The organism is uncultured Bacteroides sp. (genome assembly GCF_937912035.1).
Lineage (GTDB): Bacteria > Bacteroidota > Bacteroidia > Bacteroidales > Bacteroidaceae > Phocaeicola.
In genome coordinates this window covers 60,207-86,641 of sequence record NZ_CALDPF010000033.1, presented here as the reverse complement: position 1 = coordinate 86,641, position 26,435 = coordinate 60,207, and the positions used below count along the sequence as shown (strand labels likewise).

The 26,435-nt window shown below is 41.1% G+C and carries 16 protein-coding genes and 1 tRNA gene; 2 read left to right on the top strand and 15 right to left on the bottom strand.

What is annotated here, in order from left to right; genetic code table 11:
• The 4 genes from Q0486_RS08435 to Q0486_RS08420 all read right to left on the bottom strand — a co-directional run.
• On the bottom strand, positions 1-970 hold a 970-nt coding region (locus tag Q0486_RS08435; RefSeq protein ID WP_299232044.1), incomplete at its 3' end, for a phosphoenolpyruvate carboxykinase (ATP).
• A gap of 220 nt (positions 971-1,190) precedes the next feature.
• Positions 1,191-3,896: a prolyl oligopeptidase family serine peptidase gene (locus Q0486_RS08430; protein ID WP_299232042.1), complete on the bottom strand. Its 2,706-nt coding sequence runs from the start codon at positions 3,894-3,896 to the stop codon at positions 1,191-1,193.
• 178 nt (positions 3,897-4,074) lie between these two features.
• Positions 4,075-5,079, bottom strand: coding sequence for a 2-oxoacid:ferredoxin oxidoreductase subunit beta (locus Q0486_RS08425; protein ID WP_299232040.1), 1,005 nt, complete (start codon positions 5,077-5,079; stop codon positions 4,075-4,077).
• A gap of 12 nt (positions 5,080-5,091) precedes the next feature.
• On the bottom strand, positions 5,092-6,936 hold the full coding sequence (locus Q0486_RS08420; protein WP_299232038.1) for a 2-oxoacid:acceptor oxidoreductase subunit alpha: 1,845 nt from the start codon (positions 6,934-6,936) through the stop codon (positions 5,092-5,094).
• 126 nt (positions 6,937-7,062) lie between these two features.
• Between Q0486_RS08420 and Q0486_RS08415 the strand changes: the two genes are divergently transcribed.
• Positions 7,063-7,134 (top strand) — tRNA-Arg (locus Q0486_RS08415).
• Positions 7,135-7,189: 55 nt separating this feature from the next.
• Here the strand turns inward: Q0486_RS08415 and kbl are convergent.
• The 7 genes from kbl to Q0486_RS08380 all read right to left on the bottom strand — a co-directional run bounded on the left by kbl (position 7,190) and on the right by Q0486_RS08380 (position 17,682).
• Positions 7,190-8,380, bottom strand: coding sequence for a glycine C-acetyltransferase (gene kbl / locus Q0486_RS08410; RefSeq protein WP_299232036.1), 1,191 nt, complete (start codon positions 8,378-8,380; stop codon positions 7,190-7,192).
• Positions 8,381-8,410: 30 nt separating this feature from the next.
• On the bottom strand, positions 8,411-9,436 hold the full coding sequence (gene tdh / locus Q0486_RS08405; RefSeq protein ID WP_299232034.1) for an L-threonine 3-dehydrogenase: 1,026 nt from the start codon (positions 9,434-9,436) through the stop codon (positions 8,411-8,413).
• A gap of 105 nt (positions 9,437-9,541) precedes the next feature.
• Positions 9,542-12,508 carry a protein translocase subunit SecDF gene (secDF, locus tag Q0486_RS08400; protein WP_299232033.1) on the bottom strand — a complete coding sequence of 989 codons (2,967 nt, stop codon included), beginning with the start codon at positions 12,506-12,508 and terminating at the stop codon, positions 9,542-9,544.
• Between the two features lie 450 nt (positions 12,509-12,958).
• Positions 12,959-15,052 (bottom strand): M3 family metallopeptidase, encoded by a 2,094-nt coding sequence (locus tag Q0486_RS08395; RefSeq protein ID WP_299232032.1) that lies wholly within the window; start codon positions 15,050-15,052, stop codon positions 12,959-12,961.
• 17 nt (positions 15,053-15,069) lie between these two features.
• On the bottom strand, positions 15,070-16,140 hold the full coding sequence (locus tag Q0486_RS08390) for an endonuclease/exonuclease/phosphatase family protein (RefSeq protein ID WP_299232031.1): 1,071 nt from the start codon (positions 16,138-16,140) through the stop codon (positions 15,070-15,072).
• Positions 16,137-17,030, bottom strand: coding sequence for a rhomboid family intramembrane serine protease (locus tag Q0486_RS08385; RefSeq protein WP_299232029.1), 894 nt, complete (start codon positions 17,028-17,030; stop codon positions 16,137-16,139). The genes Q0486_RS08390 and Q0486_RS08385 overlap by 4 nt, the downstream gene beginning before the upstream one ends.
• Complete coding sequence (locus Q0486_RS08380) at positions 17,005-17,682, bottom strand: rhomboid family intramembrane serine protease (protein WP_299232027.1); 678 nt, start codon at positions 17,680-17,682, stop codon at positions 17,005-17,007. The genes Q0486_RS08385 and Q0486_RS08380 overlap by 26 nt, the downstream gene beginning before the upstream one ends.
• Positions 17,683-17,928: 246 nt before the next feature.
• Here Q0486_RS08380 and Q0486_RS08375 point away from each other — a divergent pair, with 246 nt between their 5' ends.
• On the top strand, positions 17,929-18,828 hold the full coding sequence (locus Q0486_RS08375; protein WP_299232025.1) for a D-isomer specific 2-hydroxyacid dehydrogenase family protein: 900 nt from the start codon (positions 17,929-17,931) through the stop codon (positions 18,826-18,828).
• A 108-nt stretch (positions 18,829-18,936) separates the two neighbouring features.
• Here the strand turns inward: Q0486_RS08375 and Q0486_RS08370 are convergent, their stop codons facing one another.
• From Q0486_RS08370 to Q0486_RS08355, 4 genes are all read right to left on the bottom strand, one after another.
• Complete coding sequence (locus tag Q0486_RS08370; RefSeq protein ID WP_299232046.1) at positions 18,937-21,429, bottom strand: GH116 family glycosyl-hydrolase; 2,493 nt, start codon at positions 21,427-21,429, stop codon at positions 18,937-18,939.
• Between the two features lie 164 nt (positions 21,430-21,593).
• A complete protein-coding gene (locus Q0486_RS08365) occupies positions 21,594-22,337 on the bottom strand; it encodes an SGNH/GDSL hydrolase family protein (RefSeq protein ID WP_299232023.1) in 744 nt (247 codons plus the stop codon).
• A gap of 76 nt (positions 22,338-22,413) precedes the next feature.
• Positions 22,414-24,765, bottom strand: coding sequence for a DUF5703 domain-containing protein (locus tag Q0486_RS08360; RefSeq protein WP_299232021.1), 2,352 nt, complete (start codon positions 24,763-24,765; stop codon positions 22,414-22,416).
• A gap of 27 nt (positions 24,766-24,792) precedes the next feature.
• Entirely contained in the window at positions 24,793-26,424 is a 1,632-nt protein-coding gene (locus Q0486_RS08355) for a glycoside hydrolase family 43 protein (RefSeq protein ID WP_299232019.1), read from the bottom strand.
• Positions 26,425-26,435: the final 11 nt, after the last annotated feature.

The window sequence follows — 26,435 nt, the reverse complement described above, 5'->3', positions numbered from 1 at the left end:
TTACGCTCTTATCAGCGAAGTTAATCTTACCTTCTGCATCAACTGTAACGTTTTCCAACAAAGCGTTGCGACGGATAGCCTTGTAGATATCTGGTTCTGATTCCTTATCCAAGTTGATAACCTTAGCGTAGCAACCACCTTCGTAGTTGAATACACCTTCTTCGTCCCAACCGTGTTCGTCGTCACCGATCAACAAACGCTTAGGATCTGTAGACAAAGTAGTCTTACCTGTACCAGACAAACCGAAGAAGATAGCAGAGTCAGTACCTTCCATGTTTGTATTAGCAGAACAGTGCATAGAAGCGATACCCTTCAATGGGTTCAAGTAGTTCATGATAGAGAACATACCCTTCTTCATTTCACCACCGTACCAAGTATTCAAAATAACTTGTTCGTTAGTCTTCAAGTTGAACACAGTTGCAGTTTCTGAGTTCAAGCCCAATTCCTGATAGTTGTCAACCTTAGCCTTAGAAGCGTTGAAGCAAACGAAATCAGGTTCACCATAAGCTTCCAATTCTTCAGCTGTCGGACGGATGAACATGTTAGTCACGAAGTGTGCCTGCCATGCTACTTCCATGATGAAACGTACCTTCAAACGAGTTGCTTCGTTCGCACCACAGAAAGTATCAACTACGAACAACTTCTTGCCGCTCAACTGCTTAACAGCCTTAGCCTTCAAATCAGCCCAAGCTTCTTCAGAACATGGCTTGTTGTCGTTCTTATATTCTTCAGAAGTCCACCATACAGTGTCCTTGCTAGCTTCGTTGTACACGAAGAACTTATCTTTAGGAGAACGACCTGTATAGATACCAGTCATTACATTAACAGCACCAAGTTCAGTTTCCTGACCTACTTCAAAACCTTCCAAACCAGCCTTTGTTTCTTCAGCGAACAATACTTCGTAAGAAGGGTTGTGGAGTACTTCCACAGCACCGGTAATACCGTACTTGCTTAAATCTAAATTTGCCATTTTGATAAATGATTAATTGGGTTATAATTGTTTTTATTTTTCCTCTTTCAAACACCCTAAACAAGGCAAATAAGCCTTTACCTTGTTCAAGGCGTTACAAAAATAGTATTTTATTTTAAAACAAACGAAGTTATTGGTAAAATATTTCCTTGTTAACGAAATATTTAAATTTGTATAACAAATATGCTATTTACACTTTGCAAAAACCCCTTTATTTGTCTTAATAGCCTAATTCGTATGGCTGCTTCACCGCCGGCACCCCTTCTTTCATCCATTTCGGCATCGGTTCTCCCTTCAAGAAATGGTCGAAGAACTGCTTCATGCGAATTTGGAAGTCGAGCTTGTTCGGAGTCTTGGTCGGCCAATGTGGCTCACCTGTATAGTTCAGCATCCATGCCGGCTTGCCCAAACGCTTCAAGGCTACGAAATACTCGATACCTTGATACCATGGCACATGACCGTCCTGGTCGTTGTGCATAATCAGAATCGGAGTTTCCACCTTATCCATCAAGAACAATGGAGAATTTTCGTAGTAACGGCGTGGATCAGTCCACGGAGTAGCACCCAAACGGCTTTGTGTATGTTCATACTGGAAAGAACGTGCTAAACCAGAGCCCCAACGGATACCACCATAAGCACTGAACATGTTCACCACCGGAGCACCCGATTCGATAGCTGCAAACAAACGGGTACGAGTCGCCAAATAGGCTACTTGATAGCCGCCCCAACTATGTCCTTGTGCACCGATGCGCTTTTCATCTACATAACCACGGGAAAGCACTGCCTGAATACCTGGCATCACACAATTGTAGCAACTTTCGCCCGGATATCCATCGCGATAGCGATTGTCCGGATTGAAGACAATGTAACCATTGCTCAAATACATACGATAGTCAATGGTAGAACGATGAGGTTCCGGCATACGGTATTCATTCAAAGTTTCTGCATTGCGTTCGTAGAAGTTCACAATCATCGGATATTTCTTGTTCGGATCGAAGTTAGCCGGCTTGTAGATGACGCCTTCTATCTTCTTTCCGTCCAATGAAATCCAAGAAATCAATTCAGTAGTACCCCAAATGAATGCATCCTGCTGACGGATACCTTGTGTCAACTGAACACTTTTCTTGAAGTTGCCATCGGTTGACCATACATCTGGAAAGACTTCGAAGTTCTCACGGCTATAAATATACTTATCGTCATTCTTAGCCTTCATGACATTGCCATAATTGAAAGCACCTCCTGCCAACAAAGCCGGAGTTGAAGGAGCCACCAAACGGGCACGATAGATACCGGTACTCTTGTCCACTTCATTGAAACCGGTCAGCAACATCGGTTGTTTCAAATCAATATCTACTTGTTCTCTGTCGAGGACAATACGGCGGTAAGTCACTTGCTTTTGACGACCGTCTTTGGTGAGTTTCACCGGTGCCTTCTTACCTTCCGGATCGAACGACCAGATATCGTAACGGTCGTAGATCAACAAGGCTCCATCATCCTTGGTCCAACCAGCCATGCCGTGAGGCGACGGATAGTTAGGCACGTCATTGTCTTCATCCCAAGCCGGGAATGTCTGCGGAGTAGTCAACCGAATCTTACGATTGTCTGCCAAGTTGATGGTATACCAACAGCTGTCTGTCGCATTGTAGGTTCCGACATACTTACCAGCTGGTGATAAGCGATAGCCTGCATAATCGGCTTTTGCAATCAATGTACGCTCACCAGTGGACAAGGATACCTTATAATAATCGGAACGGGTACGGCCTTCCCACATAGAAGAGAGCGAGTATGGTTTCGAAGTAGAAACGATGGCCCAATCGCCCATGCCCTTCACTGGCAATTGTGCATCCGGCAATTCCACATCGGCAATCTGTACCAGTTTCTGATCGTTCAATTGATAAACGGCTGCATAACTCTTCTTCAAGTCACGCTTTACATTGAAGTGCTGAACGGTGTATTGTACCGGTTCGTCCCAATTCCATACTTGAACGTTCGGACGGTTAGCATCCAAGACGGTAGAATCCTTACGCAATGGAGCCGGAGCTGTACCCAGGAACAAACGGGTAGCATCGTCCGAGAAACTCAAACGTTGGTTCGGACTTACGACCCAACCTTCTGGCAAACCAGCAGTTGTAGGACTGACCAATTCACGAGCTTCACCAGCATTTTCTGACATCCACAAAGCCATGGTGTAGTCCTTTTGCTTCTTGTCATCGGTATAGAGGAAAGCCAACTTGCTACCTGTCTTATCAAAAGTAGGTTGCACAAACACCCCCTTACCTTCTTTGACCAATACGGGTTGAGTCGCTTCCGGAGTCCAAACATACATACCCGGCTTCTTGCCATCTTTGTCTTCCGTGGTCACGAAATAGAGAGCCGCCTTTTCCTTAGCAAATCCGTAAACCGAAGCCGAAGGAAGCAACACTTTCTGAGTGCCGTCTAAAGAAACAACCACCAACGAAGAATCCTTGCGGGTACGTTGGTAAGCCAACCACTCCCCTTCTTCTGCCAATTTATATCCTTTCAACGAGTCAATGGTCCATTCGGTACCGTTCTTCAAGTTACGGATGATAAGTTCATCCATCGGCATCTTATCCTTCTTGGTTTTCTTCAACTTCAATTCGTCCACCAAAGCATCGGCCGGTACTTTCTTTACCAACGCATAAGCAGCCGATGACGAGAACTTCACCTCCGAAGCCGGAGAATAGGTATATACCGCCTTACCATCTACCGACAAAAGTTGTACTTCCGAATCTCCCTTCCACGGAGTAAACATAGCTGCCGCCCATTGTCCATCATTGGAAATGGTACGAGTAGTAATGCGCTTCCAGTCCTGCAAATCTTGCGGAGTCATGGCTTTCTGCGCTTTCATTGTCAGGAATGGCATTGCTGCCAGCAATACTATTCCTACTAATCTTACACTTTTCATCTTATTTGTTATTCTAATTAGTCACAATTATCGACAAAAATAGGCAAAAGAAAATTACGGACAAATTAAATTTAGAAATATACGACGATGTTTTTTAAAAAGACCATTATGTTTTAAAAAAAGACCGCCGTCTTTTTAAAAAAGATGGCGGCCCATATTGAGATACTCTCTACGAGGCTTATTTCACTTCCCAAGTATCGTTGGTCAACAACAATTCATCAAAGTTGTGGTATTTCTTCTTTTCCGACACTTCTTCTATTTGTGCATATACTGCATCATCGTAAGTTGGAGCTTCCACATCACGAATCACACCGAGCGCAATCGGAAAATCAGGACCTTGCATTAAAGCCAACTTCAACTGAAGGGTATTGTCTTCGCAGTGTGCATCATGAACCAGGATATCCTTTTCAGTAATACCGTTTTCACCTAATTTTACCACCTTCAAACCGAAACCTTCCTGCATCAAGCCGAGCTCCTTGTTTTCACCGAAGAGCATTGGCTTGCCATGTTCCAAATAGATAGCGTTCTTGGCACGGCCTTCCTTGGTATATACCGATTCGTGAGTTCCATGATTGAAAATCACACAGTTCTGAAGGATTTCGCAAACCGAAGCACCCTTATGGTTATAAGCAGCTTTCAATATATCGACTGTACCGGCAGCATCAGTCGCTACGGAACGGGCAAAGAAATGGCCACGAGCACCGAAGCACAATTCAGCCGGACAGAACGGATCTTCCACTGTACCGTAAGGAGACGACTTGCTGACAAAACCACGTGGAGAAGTCGGTGAGTACTGTCCCTTGGTCAAACCATAGATACGGTTGTTCAACAGAATCATGTTCAAGTTGATGTTACGACGGTTGGCATGAATGAAGTGATTACCACCGATAGCGAGACCATCGCCATCGCCCGACACCTGCCATACGGTCAAATTCGGATTGGCCACTTTACATCCAGCAGCAATCGCAGCTGAACGACCATGGATGGTGTTCATGCCATACGTATTCATATAGTGAGGCAAACGGCTGGAGCATCCGATACCCGAAATAACGGCAATATCCCATGGAGCCACACCGATTTCTGCCATCGCCTTGTGCAGTGAAGCCAAGAAGAAGTGGTCACCGCAACCCGGACACCAACGAGGTTGTCCTTTCTTATAGTCTTTTGCTGTAAATTCGCACATAACTTTTCTTTTTTATTTGTTCAAGATTTCGGTGAATGCAGCCACAAGTTCATTAACCACGAATGGCTGACCCTTTACTTCATTATATTGAGATGGTACAAAACCATCAATCTTCATACGCAAGTAACCTGCAAACTGACCCATGTTCTGTTCGGCTACCACTACCTTCGGATACTTCTTCAATACTTCTTCCGTATTCTTTGGCAACGGATTGATGTACTTGAAGTGCGCCAAAGCCACCTTCTTGCCAGCCGCACGCATTTCGTCCATGGTTGCATGGAGATGTCCGTATGTACCACCGAAGCCCACGATGAGCAATTCAGCATCGTCCTTGTCACCTTCTACCACTACATCTGGTACCTTTATATTATCAATCTTCTGCTGACGGAGTTGAGTCATCAAGTGATGGTTTTCTGGATTAGTTGAGATAGCACCAGTTGCATTATCCTTTTCCAAACCGCCAAGAATGTGTGTAAAACCTTCTGTTCCCGGGATAGCCCAATAACGTACCCCCTCTTCGTTACGCTGATATGGAGTCCATGTTCCCTTCAACTCTGCTGGAACGAACGGAGGCTGGATAGCCGGATAATCTGCCAATTTTGGTAGTTTCCAAGCGGCTGAACCATTAGCAACGAATGCATCAGTTAAGAGAACAACTGGAGTCATGTGCTCGAGCGCCATCTTTGAAGCTTCGTAAGCAGCATCGAAACAATCAGTCGGTGAAGTCGCTGCCAATACTGGCATCGGGCTTTCTCCGTTACGACCAAACAACACTTGCAACAAGTCGGTCTGTTCACTCTTGGTAGGAAGACCGGTAGCTGGACCACCGCGCTGAACATCGAGCACCACTAACGGAAGCTCCATAATTACTGCCAAGTTCATGGCTTCCGACTTCAAACAGATACCTGGACCTGAAGTAGAAGTAACCGCCAAAGCACCTGCGTAAGAAGCACCGACAGCCGAAGCACATCCTGCGATTTCGTCTTCACACTGAACTGTCACCACGCCTAAAGACTTGTGCTTAGAGAGTTCGTGAAGCACATCGGTAGCCGGAGTAATCGGATAAGAACCCAAATAAAGCTTCAAACCAGCCTTTTCAGCAGCAGCAATGAAACCGTAGGCAGTAGCCTTGTTACCAGTAATATCCATGTACTTACCCGGATTCACAGTTTTACTTTCGATTCTGTATGTATGAGCCACACTAGAGTGGGTATTGTGACCATAGTCATAACCAGCATGAATCACCTTAATATTCGCTTCTGCAATGGCCGGCTTCTTTGCAAACTTTTCGCGGAGGAAGTTTTCGGCAATGGTCAAGTCGCGATTAAACAACCAGCACACCAAACCGAGTGCAAACATGTTACGACATTTCAGCATTGACTTGTTGTCCATGCCCGAATCAGCCAAACAGTCCTTCACCATCTGAGAAATAGGAGCCGCAATCACATCGTTCTTGATACCCATTTCTTCAATCGGATTGTCAGTCTTAAAAGCCGCCTTTTCCAAATCTGACTTTTGGAAACAGTCTGTATCAATAATAATACAAGCTGTAGATTTCGCAAACTTATATTGAGTCTTAAGTGCTGCCGCATTCATTGCAACCAACACATCACATGCATCACCTGGAGTGAACACCTTTTCTGCACCGATATGTACTTGAAAACCGGATACCCCAGTCAACGAACCTTGCGGAGCACGGATATCTGCCGGATAATCTGGGAATGTACTAATGTCATTCCCCACTGTAGCAGAGATAGTCGAAAAGAGATTTCCGGCCAACTGCATACCATCACCTGAGTCGCCTGAGAATCGTACCACTACCTGGTCTAATTCCTTGACAATCATTTCTTCTGCCATATGATTTCTATTTTAAAACATTTATTCTACAATTTGCAACAAATTAAGTAAAGTTCCATGAAACGACAAAATATTATTGGCAGAAACGATAAAAAAGATTACCTTTGCGTCCGCCTATTTTGGGATGCCCTTGTAGTTCAACGGATAGAATAGAAGTTTCCTAAACTTTAGATAGGGGTTCGATTCCCCTCGGGGGTACATAAAAAAGGGATGGTTTTCACCATCCCTTTCCTTATTATATAAGTAGGTTTTCTTACTTAATAACGCCCAATTCCTTACCCACCTTGATAAAGGCTGCAATTGCCTTATCCAAATGTTCCTGTTCGTGAGCAGCAGAAAGCTGTACACGAATACGAGCCTGTCCCTTCGGAACTACCGGATAATAGAAACCTGTTACATAGATACCTTCTTCCTGCATCTTGGCAGCAAAGTCCTGAGACAACTTCGCATCGTACAACATCACAGCGCAGATAGCACTCTGAGTCGGCTTGATATCAAAGCCTGCAGCCAACATCTTTTCACGGAAGTAAGTCACGTTATGCATCAACTTGTCATGCAAAGCATTGCTTTCCTTCAAGATCTTGAACATTTCGATACTTGCACCTACGATAGCCGGAGCTACTGAGTTAGAGAACAAGTAAGGACGTGAACGCTGACGGAGCATATCAATGATTTCCTTGCGACCTGTAGTGAAACCACCCATTGCACCACCGAATGCCTTACCCAATGTACCAGTGAAGATATCTACACGACCGTATACATCGTATTGTTCAGCTACACCGTGACCTGTTGCACCTACTACACCGGCAGAGTGAGATTCGTCAACCATTACCAAAGCATCGTACTTTTCAGCCAAGTCACAAATCTTGTCCATCGGAGCTACGTTACCGTCCATAGAGAATACACCGTCAGTAACGATAATACGATGACGTTGAGCCTGAGCTTCCTGCAAGCACTTTTCCAATTCAGCCATATCTGCATTGGCATAACGATAACGCTTAGCCTTACACAAACGTACACCATCAATGATTGAAGCGTGGTTCAATGCATCCGAGATGATAGCATCTTCTTCAGTGAACAATGGTTCGAATACACCACCATTCGCATCGAAACAAGCAGCATAAAGGATAGTATCTTCAGTCTTGAAGTAATCAGAGATAGCTGCTTCGAGCTGCTTATGCAAGTCCTGAGTACCGCAGATGAAACGTACAGAAGACATACCATAACCATGAGAATCCATAGCTGCCTTCGCTGCTTCAATCAAACGCTTGTTGTCTGCCAAACCCAAATAGTTGTTGGCACAGAAGTTCAATACACCCTGACCGGCATTTACCTTGATATCAGCACTCTGAGGAGTAGTGATAATACGTTCGTTCTTGTACAAACCAGCAGCCTTGATATTTTCGAGTTCCTGCGCAAGGAACTGTTGCATTTTACCGTACATATATTCTTTTATCTTTTTTTCTAATTAATATTATTCCCAATCCAAGATAACCTTACCGCACTGACCTGATTCCATTACATCGAAACCTTTCTGGAATTCAGCAATCGGGAAGTGGTGAGTGATAACCGGTGTCAAATCCAAACCAGAAATCAACATCTGCTGCATCTTGTACCAAGTTTCCCACATTTCACGACCATAGATACCCTTGATAGTCAACGCCTTGAAAATAATTTCACTCCAGTCTACAGTAGTTGTCGGAGGCAAGATACCTAACTGAGCAATCTTTGAACCATTGTACATGTTAGCAACCATGTCACGGAAAGCGATCGGAGAACCAGACATTTCCAAACCTACGTCGAAACCACGCATACCGAGTTGTTCCATAGCACCGGCAACTGTTTCACCCTTAGCCGCATTAACAGTTACAGTAGCACCCATCTTCTTAGCGATATCCAAACGATAGTCGCTCAAGTCGGTTACTACTACATTCTTTGCACCTGCAAAACGAGCGATAGCTGTAGCCATCGTACCAATCAAACCTGCACCAGTAATCAATACGTCTTCACCCAAGAGTGGGAAAGAAAGAGCAGTATGAGTTGCATTACCGAACGGGTCCATGATAGCAGCCATATCGTCAGAGATACGGTCGTCCAACTTCACCACGTTTGATTCTGGAATACAGAGGTATTCAGCGAAGGCACCATCACGATTTACACCGACACCAATACTGTTTTCACAGATGTGCTGCAAACCACGACGGCAGTTACGGCAATGACCACAAGCGATGTGACCTTCACCTGTTACACGGTCGCCTACCTGGATATTACGGACACCCGGACCTACTTCGGCAACAATACCTACATATTCATGACCAATTGTCATCGGAGTCTTGATTGTCTTCTGGCTCCACTCGTCCCACTTGTAGATGTGCAAGTCGGTACCACAAATAGCAGTCTTCTTAATCTTGATAAGAACGTCGTTCACACCCACTTTTGGAACAGGAACTTCTTCCATCCAAATACCCTTCTGGGCTTCTTTCTTTACTAAAGCTTTCATGTTCTGTTATTTAATACGTTGAAACTTTTCTTTCTTTCAATACAAGGAACAAATATACAAAAAAAAGAGGGCTTCCCAACTGGAAGCCCTCTTTTTTTATTTTAATTACTTATTTTCTTCAGGCAACTTGCTACCCAATGTCAAATAAGCTACTGGAGCAGCAAAGAACAATGAACCGAGTGTGCCGATTACAACACCGAGAATCATCGCAAATGCGAAGCTACGGATGCTGTCACCACCAAGAACAAAGATACACAACAATACAACCAATGTACTTACAGAAGTATTGATAGTACGAGCCAAAGTAGTATTCAACGATTCATTGAACAACTGGAAGCGGTCACGCTTCGGATACAAAGTGCGGAATTCACGGATACGGTCGAATACTACCACCTTATCGTTGATAGAGTAACCGATAGCTGTCAAGATAGCACCGATGAATGTTTGGTCGATTTCCAAAGAGAACGGAGCCCATGTGTGACACAATGAGTAAGCACCGATAATCAAAGTTACTTCCACAACCAATGATGCAGTTGCACCCAAGCTAAACGCAATGTTACGGAAACGCAACAAGATGTAAGCACCAATTGCAATCAAAGCGAACAATACAGACCAAATAGCTGATCTTGTAATATCGTCAGCGATACTTGGACCTACCTTCTGTGAACTGATGATAGAACCACCTGTACGGTTATCACGGTCGATGAATACTTCCAAAGTAGTACCTTCACCCAACAAGTTACCTTCCTTCAATGATTCATAGATAAATGCTTCTACTTCAGAGTCGATAGTAGCCGATTCTTCATTGATACGGTAGTTAGTAGTGATACGGATAGTCTTCTTATCTGTACCCAAAGCGATAGCCTGAACGTTATCTTCAGTAATCTTAGTCTTCAAGAGGTCACGAACTGTTTCCGGTTCCACTTGCTTTTCGAACTGAACCACGAAGTTACGACCACCTGTAAAGTCGATACTCTGAGCCAAACCACGAACAAAGAACGATACCACACAGATTGCGATGATTGCACCGAACACTGTGAATGACTTCTTGGCAGAACCCATGAAGTTATAAGCAGGGTTCTTCATCAAATTCTTCGAAAGGTTAGTAGTGAAAGTCAAGTTCAACCACTTATCCTTGTTCATGAAGTATTCATAAACTACGCGAGTCAAGAATACAGCTGTAAAGAACGAGCAGAGGATACCGATAATCAAAGTAGTAGCAAAACCACGGATAGGACCTGTACCGAAGTAGAACAAGATGATACCAGTGATAATAGATGTCAAGTTAGAGTCGAAGATAGCAGAGAATGCGTTAGAATAACCATCAGCCAAAGCAGCCTTAGTAGTCTTACCTGCTCTCAATTCTTCTTTAGTACGTTCGTAAATCAACACGTTAGCATCCACAGCCATACCAAGTGACAATACCATACCGGCAATACCTGACATAGTAAGCGCAGCGTGGAACGAAGTAAGAATACCAAGTGTGAAGAAGAAGTTTACGAACAATGCAAGGTTGGCAATCATACCTGGGATGAAGCCGTACATTGCACACATGTAAACCATAAGAACAATCAAGGCAACGATGAATGACATGATACCCTGGTTGATAGATTCCTGACCAAGAGAAGGACCTACGATATCTTCCTGTACGATACGGGCAGGAGCCGGCATCTTACCTGTTTTCAATACGTTAGCCAAGTCTTTTGTCTGCTCAGGAGTGAAGTTACCAGTGATTTCTGAATTACCACCTGCAATTTCACCATTAGAACGTGGAGCACTGTATACATATCCATCCAATACGATAGCAATCTCGCGTCCTGTATTCTGTTTAGTCAACACAGCCCAACGACGAGAGCCCTCTGTATTCATTGACATTGTTACACATGGTCTGTTATACTGGTCGTATGAATCACGTGCATCAGTAACAACATCACCTTCAAGTGGAGCGCGTCCGTTACGCTGAGTAGATTTGATAGCATAAAGCTCAAAGATACGGCCAGTCTTGTCCATATCAGTAGCCTTAACACCCCACATAAGCTTCAGATCACGAGGAAGGATGTTCTTCACTTCCTTCATGTTCAGTACCTTATTAATCTGGATAGTGTCATTATAGTCAGCATAACCTACGATACAGCCAACACCACTCTGGTTCAACTGAAGAACTGACAACAAAGGATGTTCTTTCTTCAACTGTTCCATATCGACCTTAGTTTCTGCTTTTTCGCCTTTCAAAGCAGCAGTAAGGCTATCTTTAGCAGATACAGCAGCTGTAGCTTCCTCTTTAACTTCTACAGAATCAGCAGATTCAGCTACATAAAGGATGTCACGTGCACGGCTGTCAGCAGATGCAAGGATAGGCACGATTTCAGAAGCCTCGTATGTTTCCCAGAACTCAAGATTTGCAGAACCCTGGAGAAGTTTTCTCACACGTTCAGGTTCCTTGATACCAGGAAGCTCAACCATGATACGTCCCATCTTGCCTTCAAGTGTCTGGATATTAGGCTGAACCACACCGAAACGGTCGATACGAGTACGCAATACGTTATATGAGTTCTCTACAGCAGCCTTAACTTCTTCACGAAGAGCAGCTTCAACCTCTGCGTCAGTGCTACGTGTATTTACCTTATCTTTCAACTGCTGAGTTGCGAAGATTTCAGCCAATTTGCCGTCAGGAGCCTGTTTTTTATACTCTCTTACGAACAATGTGATAAAATCTTCCTGACTGGTAATCTGCTGTTTTGCAGCTTCTGCTACAGCAGCGTTGAAAGCCTCGTCCGGCTTATTGTCAGCAAGTGTTCTTACTACGTCTGGAACAGATACTTCAAGAATGACGTTCATACCACCCTTAAGGTCAAGACCCAAACCAATCTCCATCTCACGGCAGTCTTTCAGCGAGTAAACTCCCAACCATACCTTTTCATTCTGCATAGAATCAAGGTAATGCGCCGCACCCTTCGGATCCTGTTCTGCAAGTTTCATGTGATGACGAGTCACGAACGAGAACGAAAGATAAAAGGCACATGCAAGAGTCAAAAGTACTGCAAAGACTTTTACAAATCCTTTGTTTTGCATGATAGTTTAATTTATTTTATTTTACTTTTTAATTAGATACGTTTTTTCAAGGTTGCAAATATAGCTTTTTTTTCTGTTTATAGCTGAAAGAATGCTGATATTTTGATAAATATGAACAAAAAAGGTCACAAAAACGTTATTTTACAGATTTATTGTAGCATACCATATAACTATTTTACCCACTAAATAACTTAATTTCACGGGTATACAAAGTTATAAACTTCATTTCATTATTTCTAAATACATATTGCATACATATATATACAACCTATATATATGTAAATACAGTCTTTGTTTTTATAAATATAAGTTGTATTTAGAGATTATGTAAGTAAAAATACATTTTTATATAAACAGGATTTCCAAAATACAAAAACGCCCGGCAGAGATTTTCATCCACCGGGCGTCGTATATTTATTTAATTGTTATATAAACTATCAAACTGAAGTCTTACTTCAGACCTCTGTTTTTCAGCATAGGCTCAATGCTTGGTTCCTGTCCGCGGAATGTCACATAAAGTTTCATAGGATCGTCTGAGCCTCCTTTTTCAAGGATATTCTTGCGGAAGGCCGTAGCAGTAGCCTGATCAAACAAACCTTTTTCCTCGAATGCGCTGAAAGCATCAGCGTCAAGTCTTTCTGCCCACAGATAAGCATAATATCCTGCAGCATAACCGCCGATGATATGGTTGAAGTAAGTTGCACGATAACGTGGAGCAATCTGAGAGATCAATCCAAGTTTATCCATAACCTGCTTCTCGTATGCCATCACGTCGAGTCCTTCTGTCGAAGTGAGGAGATGAAGTTCCATATCAAGTATAGCAGCGGCAAGAAGTTCGGTAGTCATAAATCCGCTGTTGAACAATGCCTGATTTTCAATCTTGGCGATTAATTCGTCAGAGATAGTTTCTCTTGTCTGATAATGTTTTGCATAAACCTTCATTACCTCAGGAGCAACAGTCCAGTGCTCCATAATCTGAGAAGGAAGTTCCACGAAATCGCGTGCAACAGATGTTCCTGATACTCCATAGTACTTACACTGCGAAAGCATTCCGTGAAGAGCGTGTCCGAACTCGTGGAACATAGTGCGAGCCTCATCTATCGACAACAGTGAAGGAACATCACCTACAGGTTTTGTAAAGCTTCCTACATTATAGATTATAGGACGTACACCTTCTTTCTGTTCGCGGAAATTGCTCATCCATGCACCACTTCTCTTGCTTGCACGTGGCATGAAGTCTGAATAGAACACTCCAAGGAATGAACCGTCGGCATCGTTCACGATGAAAGTTTCTACATCCTTATTATATACAGAGATAGAATCAACCTTGGTAAGAGTAATTCCGTACAGTTTGTTCACTACATAGAACAATCCGCTTCTTACGTCTTCAAGGCTGAAATATGGTTTAATCTCATCCTCATTCAGATTATATTTTTCCTGACGGAGCTTTTCAGCATAATACCACCAGTCCCATGCTTCAAGCTTCTCTCCTTTTCCTTCCTTATCCATAATCTTCTGCAGTTCGGCAGCCTCAACCTTGGCATTTTTAATAGAATATTTCCAAAGTTCATTCAAGAAGCTCATCACGTTTTCAGGAGTCTTTGCCATATTATCCTGAAGAACGTACTGTGCATAGTTGTCGAATCCCATCAGTTTAGCCTTTTCCAGACGGAGAGTAAGAATTTGCTTCAATACTTCCTTGTTGTCATTTGCATCACCGTTGTTACCCATGTTTGTGTATGCAAGATAGATCTTCTTTCTCAACTCACGGTTCTGGGCGTACTGCAGGAACGGAGTTCTGCTTGAAGCCTGAAGAGTGAAAAGCCACTTTCCTTCCATTCCGTTAGCCTTAGCCTCGGTAGCCGCACCTGCTATTACTGATTCAGGAAGACCTGCAAGATCAGCTTCATTGTCGATAACCAACTTGAAAGCATTATTCTCCGCCAATACATGATTGCCGAACTCTATTGACAGAGTTGATAACTTGCTGTTTATCTCACGCAGTTTCTCCTGACTTTCCGCATCAAGCGATGCACCTGACGATACGAATCTCTTATAGTATTTGTCAAGCAGATAGTGTTGTTCTGTAGTAAGCTGGATTTCACCGTTAGCTTCCTGCTCATGAACGGCAGCCACACGCTGATAAAGATCCATGTTCAGATAAATATTGTCATTATGAGAAGACAATACAGGAGCCATCTTTGCCTCCAAGGCCATAAGTCCGTCGTTGGTATCAGCCTCTGTAAGGGCATAGAACACTCCGGCAACTCTCGACAGGATTTCGCCACTGTTATCCAGTGCTACTATGGTATTTTCGAATGTAGGTTTTGCAGGATTTTCCACAATAGCCTTAATTTCGGCATTCTGTTGTTCGATACCTTTCAGGAAAGCCGGTTCATAATGTTCCAACTTAATGTTGTTGAAATCTGGAGTTCCGTACGGAGTCTGGAACTCTGTCATAAACGGATTTACCGTATCCGCCTGTTTCTGGCCGCATGCACACACCATGCCGCCCAAAGCCAAAGCCATCATTACTTGTTTCATATATCTAAGTTATTAAGTTATTCCTTTATCTCCAATCTGCACTTCAACGGATAATGATCCGAAGCGTCTATCGAATCGTCCACACGACAATCAAGCACTCTGTAAGCATCTCCCACCATGATATGGTCAATCCTGAAATACAGAAAATTTCTGTTATATGTTATTCCGGGACCATTACCAGCCTCTTTATAAGCATCCTGCAGTCTTTCACCGATTTTATTATGTACATACGAAACCGGAGTATCATTAAAATCACCACAAACTATCATATACGGAGAATACTCCTTTTCTATGTACCCCGAAATGACATCAGCCTGCGGTCCGCGTATAGACATAGCATCAGCCAGTTTCTTCAACAGATATTTACTTCCGCTCTTCACCTTATCTTCATCAGGAGACTTTAACATATCCGTATACACCTCCTTGTCGTGCGCATCCAGTTTATTTGATTCCAGATGATTGACAATCACAGGTATGTTATACTCCTTATATTTAACAGAGAATACTGCACTTCCATTACTCTTGCTAACAACATTTATTCCTTCAATCAGCTTTACAGGATATTTAGAATAACATGCCATGGAATTTCCGTTCACTGTGTGCGTTCTCATGTAAGGATAAACTTTCAATAGAGAATTCTTTATTGCCGAATCATGCAAAGGATATTCCTGAAGACAAACTATATCCGCTCCACTTTCCTTGATATAATCCAATATCGGATTTATCTTGCTCCCGTCGGCAGATTTCTGTGTCTGCATCTGCATCACATTGTAAGTCAACACATCCAGAGTTACTCCTCCTGAACTTTCAGAAGAAAAATTTATTGGACTATACGACATCAGAGAGTTCCACCCCAAAAGGAAGAAAACAATCGGGACAACAACCAGTCTCCATTTGGCAAATGCCCAAAACACGATAAAGCAAAGATTGAGGATTATAAAAATAGGAATGAAAAGACCTGCACATGCCAACACTGGATGCTGTACAGGAGAAATCATGGGACTATAGGCACATATCAGAAAACCTGCACCTACAATAATATTGATAATAAGAAAAAAGAACTTGAATGTATTCCTAATGAATCTCATCTTCTGCTTGCATCAAAAAGTTTCTTCTTCTCATCCTCCGACAAACTACCGTAACCGGATTTTCTCAGTTTCTCAAGTATACGGTTTATCTCGTCCTCATTGGCCTTCTTACGCTCATTATAATCATACTGCTGCTGATGTTTGCCATAATGTACCTTCATCTTTGGTTTACGTTTAGGCAACCTGAATCCACGGGCGAAAAAGTCAATAACAGCATTAATCCATTTTGTAGCATCAGTACCTCTTGCCAGTCCCATAGAAAACCAGAAACCTGCTGCCGCACCACCCAAATGAGCAATATGTCCGCCGGCATTGCTGGAAGTCATGAAAAGCAAATCTAAGATAACCATAAACAAAGCCACGTATTTAAGTCTTACTGTACCTATAAACATAAACTGTACCGGGAATTCAGGCTCTCTGACTGCAGTAGCAACAACTATAGCAAGCACCGATGCGGATGCCCCAACCATAACGGCACTAATCCTTGCCATTTCGAAATATGGAAATACATTATAAGATATGATATATAGCATTCCTCCACAAAGCCCACCGAGTATATAAAGCCCTCTGAGATGTTTCGATGAGAAATAATTCAGGAAGAGATTACCGAACCAATAAAGCCACAGCATATTGAACAGAATATGCAGCAGACCACCGTGCATAAACTGATATGTAATTATAGACCATGGCTGCATGATGAAAGTAGGCACCCATGCATGAAGGCTCAGAGCCTCAGCAATAGGATTATATGGTACATTGAACAGCATAAGGAATACGCTTATCAGTTCAACGAACACAAAGACAAGACAGTTTATAAGTATAAGCCGTCCTACAATGTTTCTTCCAAAGAAATTATTCTTCAAATCAGTAAATAGTCTGTCCGTTACCATTTTTCTTCCTCCAGTACAAAATTAGAATCAAACCGAAGAGCATACCTCCAAGATGTGCGAAGTGTGCCACATTATCATTTGCCGACACTCCCAGGAAAAGTTCTACTACAGCATAGAATATCACAAAGAACTTGGCCTTTATAGGAAAAGGAAGTGGGAATACAAACATCTGACTGTTCGGGAAGAGCATACCGAACGCAAGCAAAATACCATAAACGGCTCCAGAAGCACCAACAGTACGCATCATGTTCAGATATTCTCCCATAGGGATTATACCGTAAGGTGTCTGTACGTTATCATAATTAGAATATACAGTGAGATATTCGACCAACTGCACAAGTTCCTGAATTAATCCGGCACCTATACCGCATACCATATAATAAATGAGAAATCTTTTTGGTCCCCACACCTGCTCAAGCACACGTCCAAACATCCAGAGGGCAAACATATTGAAGAATATATGAGTGAAACCGCCGTGCATAAACATATATGTCACAAGCTGCCCCATATTGAAATCGGAAGCCATAAAGAAGTGCAGACTCAGAATTTTTTCGGCATCAATACCGTATCTTTCTGCCACAATCGCACCAAAAAAGCACAACACATTGATAATAAGCAGATTTTTCGTTATCGGTGGAATGTTATTATTCATACTCTAAACAATTAATTTATAAATATACAGAATCTCACCATCTGTGTGAAAATTACTTGCAAAAGTAACATTATATTCCTTTATAATGAAAAGTGTTATAGTTTTTTACATATTTGGATAGAAACTTTACTATGTTATATAATCATACTATCAATAATATTGAGTTAACGAATTAAAAAGACAAAATCAGCATCTGTTTTCTAAATAAAAGAACTAATTTCGCATAAACTACAACTTATGACAAATATGAAATTCAGAAAAATAGTGGCAGTCGACGAGACACTGCTGAACAATAATGCAATAGAACGTCTACAAACATTAGGAGAAAAAGTAGAAGTATATCATGATTTCCCTACAGAGGAGTCAGAAGTAATTAGTCGTATTGGAGATGCCGACTGTCTGCTGGTATCATTCCGTACCCAAATCAGAAGTACGGTCCTTGACGCCTGTCCCAACATCCGATATATAGGAATGTGCTGCACATTGTATAATCCGGAAAGCTGCAATGTAGATGTCATCGAAGCACGACGCAGAGGTATAACCGTTACCGGAGTGAAAGACTATGGCGACGAAGGTGTAGTGGAATATGTTATAAGCGAGCTGGTACGTCTTCTTCACGGATTTGGTCCACACCGTTGGGAAAAGGAAAGTACTGAACTTACCGGAAGGAAGGTCGGTATCATCGGTCTGGGTAAAACAGGCAGTATGATATCTGAAGCGTTGAAAATATTCGGAGCAGACATCCGCTATTACAGCAGAACACGCAAGCCTGATGCAGAGATGAAAGGCATCAAATACCAGCCATTAGACCTTCTGCTTTCTGAAGCAGAGATTATATGCACCTGTTTACCTCGCAACAACTATCTTTTGGGAGAACATGAATTCAAGATAATGGGCAACGGAAAGATATTGGTCAATACCTCTGTCGGACCTACTTTCGACAAAGAAGCACTAAAACAATGGCTTGATAAGTGTCCTTCCAGCTACTATCTGTGCGATGCCACAGGCATGGGAAATCTGGCTGAAGAACTTGCACATATTCCAAATGTACTTTATACGCCATATATCTCAGGAAAATCAATTCAAAGCATCGAGCGCCTTTCACAAAAGGCTTTGGCGAATATGGAGGATTTTATGAAGAATTGAATCACTCAATAAAATAATAAAGGAGAAATGGTTTATCACCATTCTCCTTATTTGACACGTATCAGCCATAAATAAAATCTGCAATGGATAATATTTCATTTCATGCGATTATTCAATATCAAATGTTCTGCCCTCTGAATCTTTTAAAGTTACATCTACATTATTGATTTTTTCATCACCTATAAAAATTCTATTGATATTTATACAACCTTTACACACATCAATTCTGATATTATCGGTACCAACGGAGCAAGTACCCCAGGCATATCCATTACTCCAGAAATACGTACCTGGAGTTGAAGTTATACGGAATGTTTTATCTACAGCAGAGTAATTAAAATCACTTAAAGCAATAATTGCAGCCCAACTGGCCATCGACCGTGCATAATGATGTCCACATTCCGGTTCACTGAAAGGATTGCGTTTGGCTCCGTCATGCCTGTCTCTTATAGAACGGATACACATCAAGGCCTCATCATTCATATCTTCGTATAACATACTCACTGCAGCACAATATTCAAACCCGGTCATTACTTCGGCAAAATAAGGGAAAGGAACCTGCAAACGTCCCTTAGGCCAGGAAGCCATCAACAATCCAGACTCATTCCCCATCACATAAGATCTCATATTGTTAAAATGTCGGCTGAAATCCTCCACATAATTATACTTCATAATACTTTTCAACGTAGTACGTATATGTTCCTTATCAGCCAAATATCCCAATCCGCAAATATGTGCCATATATTGCCCGACTAACTGATCTACCAAACAACCTTTTCCTAACTGGAATCTAGGTATCTTGGCATTCGGCTTGTCCATATCTATAAATTCGAATGATTTCGGATCTGTAATCCTGTGTTCATAATACTCTCCATTGAACAAATTCCTGTCAATCCACTTGGAGCCTTTTCTATATAATGACACACACTTCTTCTCGAAATCCTTATCCTTTACAGCAGCAGCCATTTTACTTGCCGCTTTCAACGCTCCCAAATACCAGAATCCCATTTGCGGATTAGGACCAAAATAGTTCACATCCATTGTATTATGCTGCGAACCTTCCATAACACCATCCTGATTAGCATCCCAACCTTTTTCAATCCAAGCGTAGCCCAATACTTTTTTTATTTGTTCCCAGTTATTTTCCAGAAAATCATCATCACCCGAAAGCTGCCAGTCTCTATAGAATTTCATTATACAGCCCATTTGGCCGTCAGCCGCAGCCGCATTACCTTTTGAAGCTTCAGTCAAAGGAAGTTCAGCCCTGAAATTCATCAAGCCGTTTTCTTTAGTAGAATAATTGAATTCAACATCCCTCATTGTTTTTGCCAGTTCTCCAAACAGGAAAGGAGTAGCCATTTCATAATTCCACACGTGTGTACACGAACCTTTACATGAACCGAACCTGTCCATTACACCTTCCCAACCCATCAAATGACCACTAGGAATACGAAAAACAGTTTGCGAACGCAGTGTTGCCAGGTTGAACAAAGCAGCTTCCTTTACAACATCAGGATACGAACTTTCAAGCAGACTATTGACAAAAAGCAATGTTTCTTTCTCCAAAGAAGAAAGCTGCGGAACAACTCTCACTGCAGTATTCCAGGCATCAGGATATTGTTTGCTATAATAATTACCGACAACAGTTTTTGACCAAGCCTTTCTATTTGGGAAATTCCATGTAATGAAAAAAGAGAATGTTCTGGTTTTATAAGGCTCAATAATCTTCTTTACAGCCATTGATGCCATAGGATCCTCATCATTACTCTCAGACAATTCCGTCAATTCCCCATCCGCACTGAAATCATCCCAAAAACTCAAAATGCTATTGCTCCAACTATCAGGTTTCGATGACGTTCTATAAGTGACATTCCCGGTATCCTGTGTAGTCAATGCCATGGTTCCATACGCAGGGTCATTCTTGTCAACACCTTCAGAATAGAAATATATACCCTTTAATCCATTTTCTGATTTATATATATTCTTATTGTCTTTACAGCCTACAGGAATATAATCTCCCTTCCAATCGGATGTGAATTTACTTCCGTCTTTTCCAATAAAATTACGGATAGATCCGCATATAGAAACCTCTAAAGGTTCTGAAGTCTTGTTTGTCACTTGATACGATAATATAGCAATAGGAATACCACTCGCATCCGCATCGCCAGGAATCAAAGGATTAAATCCCTTGATTTTAACATCAACAGGCAACGTATCATCCGACAAGTTAACCTGTCCGAAAGGATAAGCCGCATCAAATGTAGCATTTGAGAATCTAGGCAATCCATGATGATTTACAGGGCGACCTTCATAATGAAGATATTCATGGTCATAAAGAGGTCCCGCCAACAAAGTAGTTGCGGCATTCCCCGACTTTGTCTTTGTATATATTGCAAAAAACGGTGCATTATTACCGGTTGTGACCGTACTGTATTTTTTGGCAGGAACATTCATGATTTCCCAATCACGTAACTCTCCCCTACCACCCAAGGATACAGTTCCTGTACCTATACCTCCAAGCGGTAAGGCAATTTGATACAAATGTTGCAGATCGTACTTTTTTAAGACAGGCCATGCATTAGGAATCCATTCAGCCAACATTGAGTTACTACTGACATACAAAAATAAAAAAAATAGAAAATACTGCTTTATTCTCATAATATTAATTCTTAAGAGATATAAGTAATAAGGTCATTTCATAACTCAAATTTATAAAAAAAATTACTCCAGACTATAGTTACTTTTGAAATCTTATAATTAACGATTTATTTAAACAATTCATCCGTACATTTTAACCAAAGTTCAGCCATTTTACCTTGGCCTGCAGGTGTTGGATGTATTCCGTCCCAAATCCAATATGTGCTGTTTTCTCCTGACTTCATTTGTAGATTATTAAATAACTCATAATAAGAAACAAATACAGCATTATAATCATTAGCTATTTTTTCTATAATCTTTCCACATTCACATATAAGATTGAGGCGTTTATCATAGTCAGGGGCAGATGATAACTTACCTGTTTTTGCGACAAAAGGAGCACCTAAAACCAACTTCAAATTAGAATTAGATTCATAAGCTCTCTTAATTATAGACCTATACTTTTGTTCCCATTCTGCCGTATCAAACTCACCTCCAACTTTAATAATCTTATCTATGTCATTTGTACCTATGAGGATAGACAATACATCCGGTTGTAATGAAATCACATCATTTTCCCATCGTTTCTCAAGATCATCTAATGTATTACCACTAATTCCTCTATTAAAAAACTCATAATTCTTATCAGGATATTTACTTTGGTAATAGACCGCACATAGGTACATGTAGCCATTTCCATAGATATGATTCATATCCAACAGGTTACGTTCTGAAGAAGGAACCCCAGTTTTTCTTGGTCTTCCCCAATTACCATCAGTTATTGAATCACCAATAAATAATATACGTAATCCATTAGCATAAGAAAAAGAATAAAATAACAAAAGCAGTATTATAAATCGTAAACGTCTCATATCTAATAATTTTAAATCTGAATAAAGTAAATCTATTAATATAAAAATATCGAATTTTTACCAATATAAAACTTTATCACTCTAACATATTCTTCATATCCTTTAATCTTTCTTTAGGGGTTACCTTCAGATTCTTCACTTCACCATCTTTCAGTTCTCCCTCTACAATTGTATTATAAGGAGCATGCAATTTGAATACCACATTCCATTCCTTTGGCCATGCCGGAAACAAATAGATTTTCTCTCCATCTGTCTGCATAAGCATTTCCTGCAGTCCAATCATACCGGAACCACCCCAATTATGATCAGGAACCCAGTCATGTCCTGGTCCCCAGAATGTAGGAAAGCGCCTTGGTGAATCCTTAAGTTTCTTTATTGTACGCTTTTCAGCCTCATTAGTCAATCCCATTCGGGCACAGAAAATAGCATCCTGATGCCAGCTTAGATTAGGACAATCCTTCTGCATACCTGTCTCAGCACCATACTTCCAAGTATTTATCGCAATATCCAGTCCTGGTTTTCCTATTCCATATATACCCCAAGGATAGACTGGATACAGATGAGACATCTCATGATTCTGTCTTCTATGCCATACAACAGCCGGAGCAATGATTTTATGCCCGTCCTTTTCCATAAGTGGAATATCCGGAATTCTTTTCTGAAGTTCTTTCCAATAGTTTCTTCTTTCCGGAGTCAGATAATGTTCAGGCAATTCCAACAGGCGTCCTAAGACAGAATGTAAAGCTGCCACTGTAGAACTTGCATTGTATGCAACCTTATATGTTTCCGCTCCGGAACCCGGATATATCACTAACTTCCCATTACCATCAAAAGGCTGCAATGTTCTGTTCAATGCTTCTTGCTGATAATGCAGGAAAAAGAAATCCAGACAACTGTCAATCAACGGTATATATCTGGAAATATCATCACCGTTAAAACGCTGCTTATCCATTGCCATCATACAGAATTCAAGCGATGTATCCCATAGATATTCCAACCATTTATTATACTCCACTCCAACAGGATAGTTTGAAGGTCTGTCCCAACCATATTCTGAAGCAACCGGAAGTCCAAACATTTCCATCTGTTCAGTAAAACTTGCTCCTCCATGTCCCCAATAAACTTTTGTCCTCAGCTCTGCATTTTTCAGTGCATTAAGATAAAAGTCCAATTGAGAGGCCATCATATCAAAATCACCTGATTTTAGCATTGGCCAATAAAGCAGTCTTTGGTTTTGAGCTGTAAAAGTCACACCTCCCCAATCTCTGTGATCCGGAGTAGCCTCATATTTTTCACTTACATAACAAGGATCGAAAGTAAACAGACCGCCATTGAATTTTGTCGGGAAACGTCCGTAAGCATTACATCCCATCTGATATCTGAATACATTATAGTTCCTTCCTACCTGCCATGCTTCCGGACATTTGTCCTTATCATCTGTATTAATGGCAATGTAACTGCGTTTAAAGAAATCATTCCACCATTTACGGCTTTTCTTTTCGCAATCCTTATCAGCAGGAAGAGTCTGTTTTATATTCATCAAATCATTAACAAAGTTCTCAGCTGAATCAGTATTTTCAGCATGTAAGATCACTTTTACACTGTAATTCTTATTCTCCTTTTTGGATTGTAGCTTCCATCCCTTATAAGGAGTTATTGCATATTCACCCATAGTAGTTCCGTCAGAATACATATTATCAGCAAACATACATCCGCCAAACGTCAGTCCTTGCAAAGGATTCCACATCTCGTTTTTTACTCCATCAAGTCCTTGCTGCCTGACAGTCATATCAAAAATAGTCCAGTCTTTATTCCTGTGATAAAACAAAACCTGGTTATCCTCAAATCGGACACTATCTCTCAATATAACCGGAGTGTATGGAGAATTCACATAAGCACGACTGGAATTATACTCCAGATCCGTAGTCCATTTATGTTCCTTATATTTCCAGTTTTCATACACAGCCTCTGCCATAACAGGACGTGAACATTCCACGTCAATATGTACAACAGGGTTGAAAACATCGACCCATACTTTCAACTCAACTTCCAATGATGAGTTTTTGGCCCATATAGATACATATCCTTCATCCAAATGGAGTTCCTGTCTGAACTCTCCATTTTCAAAAGGTGACGGACTAAAGTTTAATCTTACTCTACCCAATTTAGGGAAGACTCCATTTTCCTCAAAAGCTCCACTCTTACTAAGGTAAAGCATTAATTCACCGTTCTCAACCCATACATTTGTACCGATATCACCTCCCCCGCAAGGCATTGATTCACTTGAGTTCTTACTCATACTGTTCCATACCACATTATATTGGGATATGTCGAAGTCATTTATAGAACTATTTGCTATCTTACTATACGAAATGTAAGGTGTACAAATGAACACAATAACAAATAATAACCTTAGAAAATATTTCATACAATTTATTTACTAAAAGCGTTACAGTCACTTACCATAATATTCAAAATAATCGAATGAAGCCACATTCTTGCTTTCCTGACCATTGCCACTGGCATACATTCCCAAATAAATCCCGGAAAATCCTCCTGCTGTATTTCTATTAAGAATTCTTCCATTAACTTTGTCAGCTAAAACAACCCAGTCTTTCTCATCACTCTCTTTATAACGGAATTTCAAATCCTGCCCTTCAGCAGATATCTCCAACAACAAGTCTGAGGAATTTATCGTTTGTTGGTTTAGAACTCTTTCCTTTCCCCCTTTGCACTCTGTCAGTTTTATAACTTTATCTCCATTGGAAGACTTGGAAAGTTCCATTCTATAATGAAATTTAGGAGCCTGATAAATAACCATACCCGCTGTTTCATTCTCTTCTTTGGGAGAAAATTTCATTAAAGTTCGGGATACAAAGTTCATGTGCTGTTGCCTTCTACCAACAAAAGCCGGATTCAGTTCTTCCGTAATACGCTCCTTCTTCAAACGAAGAGACAAAAAACCTTTAGGTTTATCCAAATCCCAAAAGTCACCTCTTGGAATTCGCAAGAAATTCCATTGTAGCCCTAACAGCTGGGTATCAAAATTATCTATAGTCGGAGTCGATGCAAATTTATATTCCGGCAAATTAGGAGCTTCGTGAGTTAGAGCTACATGACCAACTCCTGGTGCACATACCGGCCAGCCATCTTCCCATGTCATTGGTACCAAGAATGTCTCACGAGCTAAATTAAAATAGACTCCACCATAAGGACGGCATCCAAGAGTAACCATCCACCATTCTCCATTCTGAGTCTCAACCATATCTGCATGTCCTATACACTGTATAGGATAATCACGTCCTAAATGACGATTAGTCAGAATAGGATTCTTCTTATGATGTTCATATTCAGACTTTATATCTTTAGATTTAAAGACGGATACAGCGTGATTTATACCTGTACCTCCTTCAGCTATTAAAAGATAATAATAACCGTCTTTTTTGTATAAATGAGGAGCCTCTGCATTATGTGCAAAATTAAGAGCTCCACCAGAAGATAGAATAATGCTTTTGTCTCCTATAAGCTGCATTGTATTCAAATCCAATTCCTGAAGCCATATTTCACGATGGTTTTTATACTTTTCTCCTTTATCAGGTCGCTTATTCCCTACATAATAGACTTTACCGTCATCATCGAAAAACAAGCTCGGATCTATACCTGGAGCATCATTAAGGAAATAAGGTTCCGACCATGGTCCTGCAGGATTGGTAGCCTTTACTATAAAATTTCCCCTTTTACTCCTATCCTTTACGGCAACTGCCGTATTAATAACATAAAACGTTCCTTTATGGTAACGAATAGTTGGTGCATATACCCCCTCAGAATAGGCAATAGAATCTAAAGCTATTTGTGACGGTCTGTCCAATACATGGCCTATCTGTTCCCAATTTACAAGATCTTTACTATGAAAGATTGGAATCCCAGGAAAAGAATCAAAAGAGGAGGTAACCAAGTAATAATCTTCTCCAACTCTGCATATACTTGGGTCTGGATAATAACCTGGGATTATAGGATTATTATATAATGTTTGTGCCTTTAGTGCAAAAGAGAAAAAACACAAAACAATAAGACAAAAGCTTCTCATAAATATAAAAT

What these genes read in the sequence shown, in the direction of transcription:
- Q0486_RS08430 (WP_299232042.1), bottom strand. Translation starts at nt 3,896, where the DNA reads ATGAAAAGTGTAAGATTAGTAGGAATAGTATTGCTGGCAGCAATGCCA.
- Q0486_RS08425 (WP_299232040.1), bottom strand. Translation starts at nt 5,079, where the DNA reads ATGTGCGAATTTACAGCAAAAGACTATAAGAAAGGACAACCTCGTTGG.
- Q0486_RS08420 (WP_299232038.1), bottom strand. Translation starts at nt 6,936, where the DNA reads ATGGCAGAAGAAATGATTGTCAAGGAATTAGACCAGGTAGTGGTACGA.
- kbl (WP_299232036.1), bottom strand. Translation starts at nt 8,380, where the DNA reads ATGTACGGTAAAATGCAACAGTTCCTTGCGCAGGAACTCGAAAATATC.
- tdh (WP_299232034.1), bottom strand. Translation starts at nt 9,436, where the DNA reads ATGAAAGCTTTAGTAAAGAAAGAAGCCCAGAAGGGTATTTGGATGGAA.
- secDF (WP_299232033.1), bottom strand. Translation starts at nt 12,508, where the DNA reads ATGCAAAACAAAGGATTTGTAAAAGTCTTTGCAGTACTTTTGACTCTT.
- Q0486_RS08395 (WP_299232032.1), bottom strand. Translation starts at nt 15,052, where the DNA reads ATGAAACAAGTAATGATGGCTTTGGCTTTGGGCGGCATGGTGTGTGCA.
- Q0486_RS08390 (WP_299232031.1), bottom strand. Translation starts at nt 16,140, where the DNA reads ATGAGATTCATTAGGAATACATTCAAGTTCTTTTTTCTTATTATCAAT.
- Q0486_RS08385 (WP_299232029.1), bottom strand. Translation starts at nt 17,030, where the DNA reads ATGGTAACGGACAGACTATTTACTGATTTGAAGAATAATTTCTTTGGA.
- Q0486_RS08380 (WP_299232027.1), bottom strand. Translation starts at nt 17,682, where the DNA reads ATGAATAATAACATTCCACCGATAACGAAAAATCTGCTTATTATCAAT.
- Q0486_RS08375 (WP_299232025.1), top strand. Translation starts at nt 17,929, where the DNA reads ATGAAATTCAGAAAAATAGTGGCAGTCGACGAGACACTGCTGAACAAT.
- Q0486_RS08370 (WP_299232046.1), bottom strand. Translation starts at nt 21,429, where the DNA reads ATGTTGGCTGAATGGATTCCTAATGCATGGCCTGTCTTAAAAAAGTAC.
- Q0486_RS08365 (WP_299232023.1), bottom strand. Translation starts at nt 22,337, where the DNA reads ATGAGACGTTTACGATTTATAATACTGCTTTTGTTATTTTATTCTTTT.
- Q0486_RS08360 (WP_299232021.1), bottom strand. Translation starts at nt 24,765, where the DNA reads ATGAAATATTTTCTAAGGTTATTATTTGTTATTGTGTTCATTTGTACA.
- Q0486_RS08355 (WP_299232019.1), bottom strand. Translation starts at nt 26,424, where the DNA reads ATGAGAAGCTTTTGTCTTATTGTTTTGTGTTTTTTCTCTTTTGCACTA.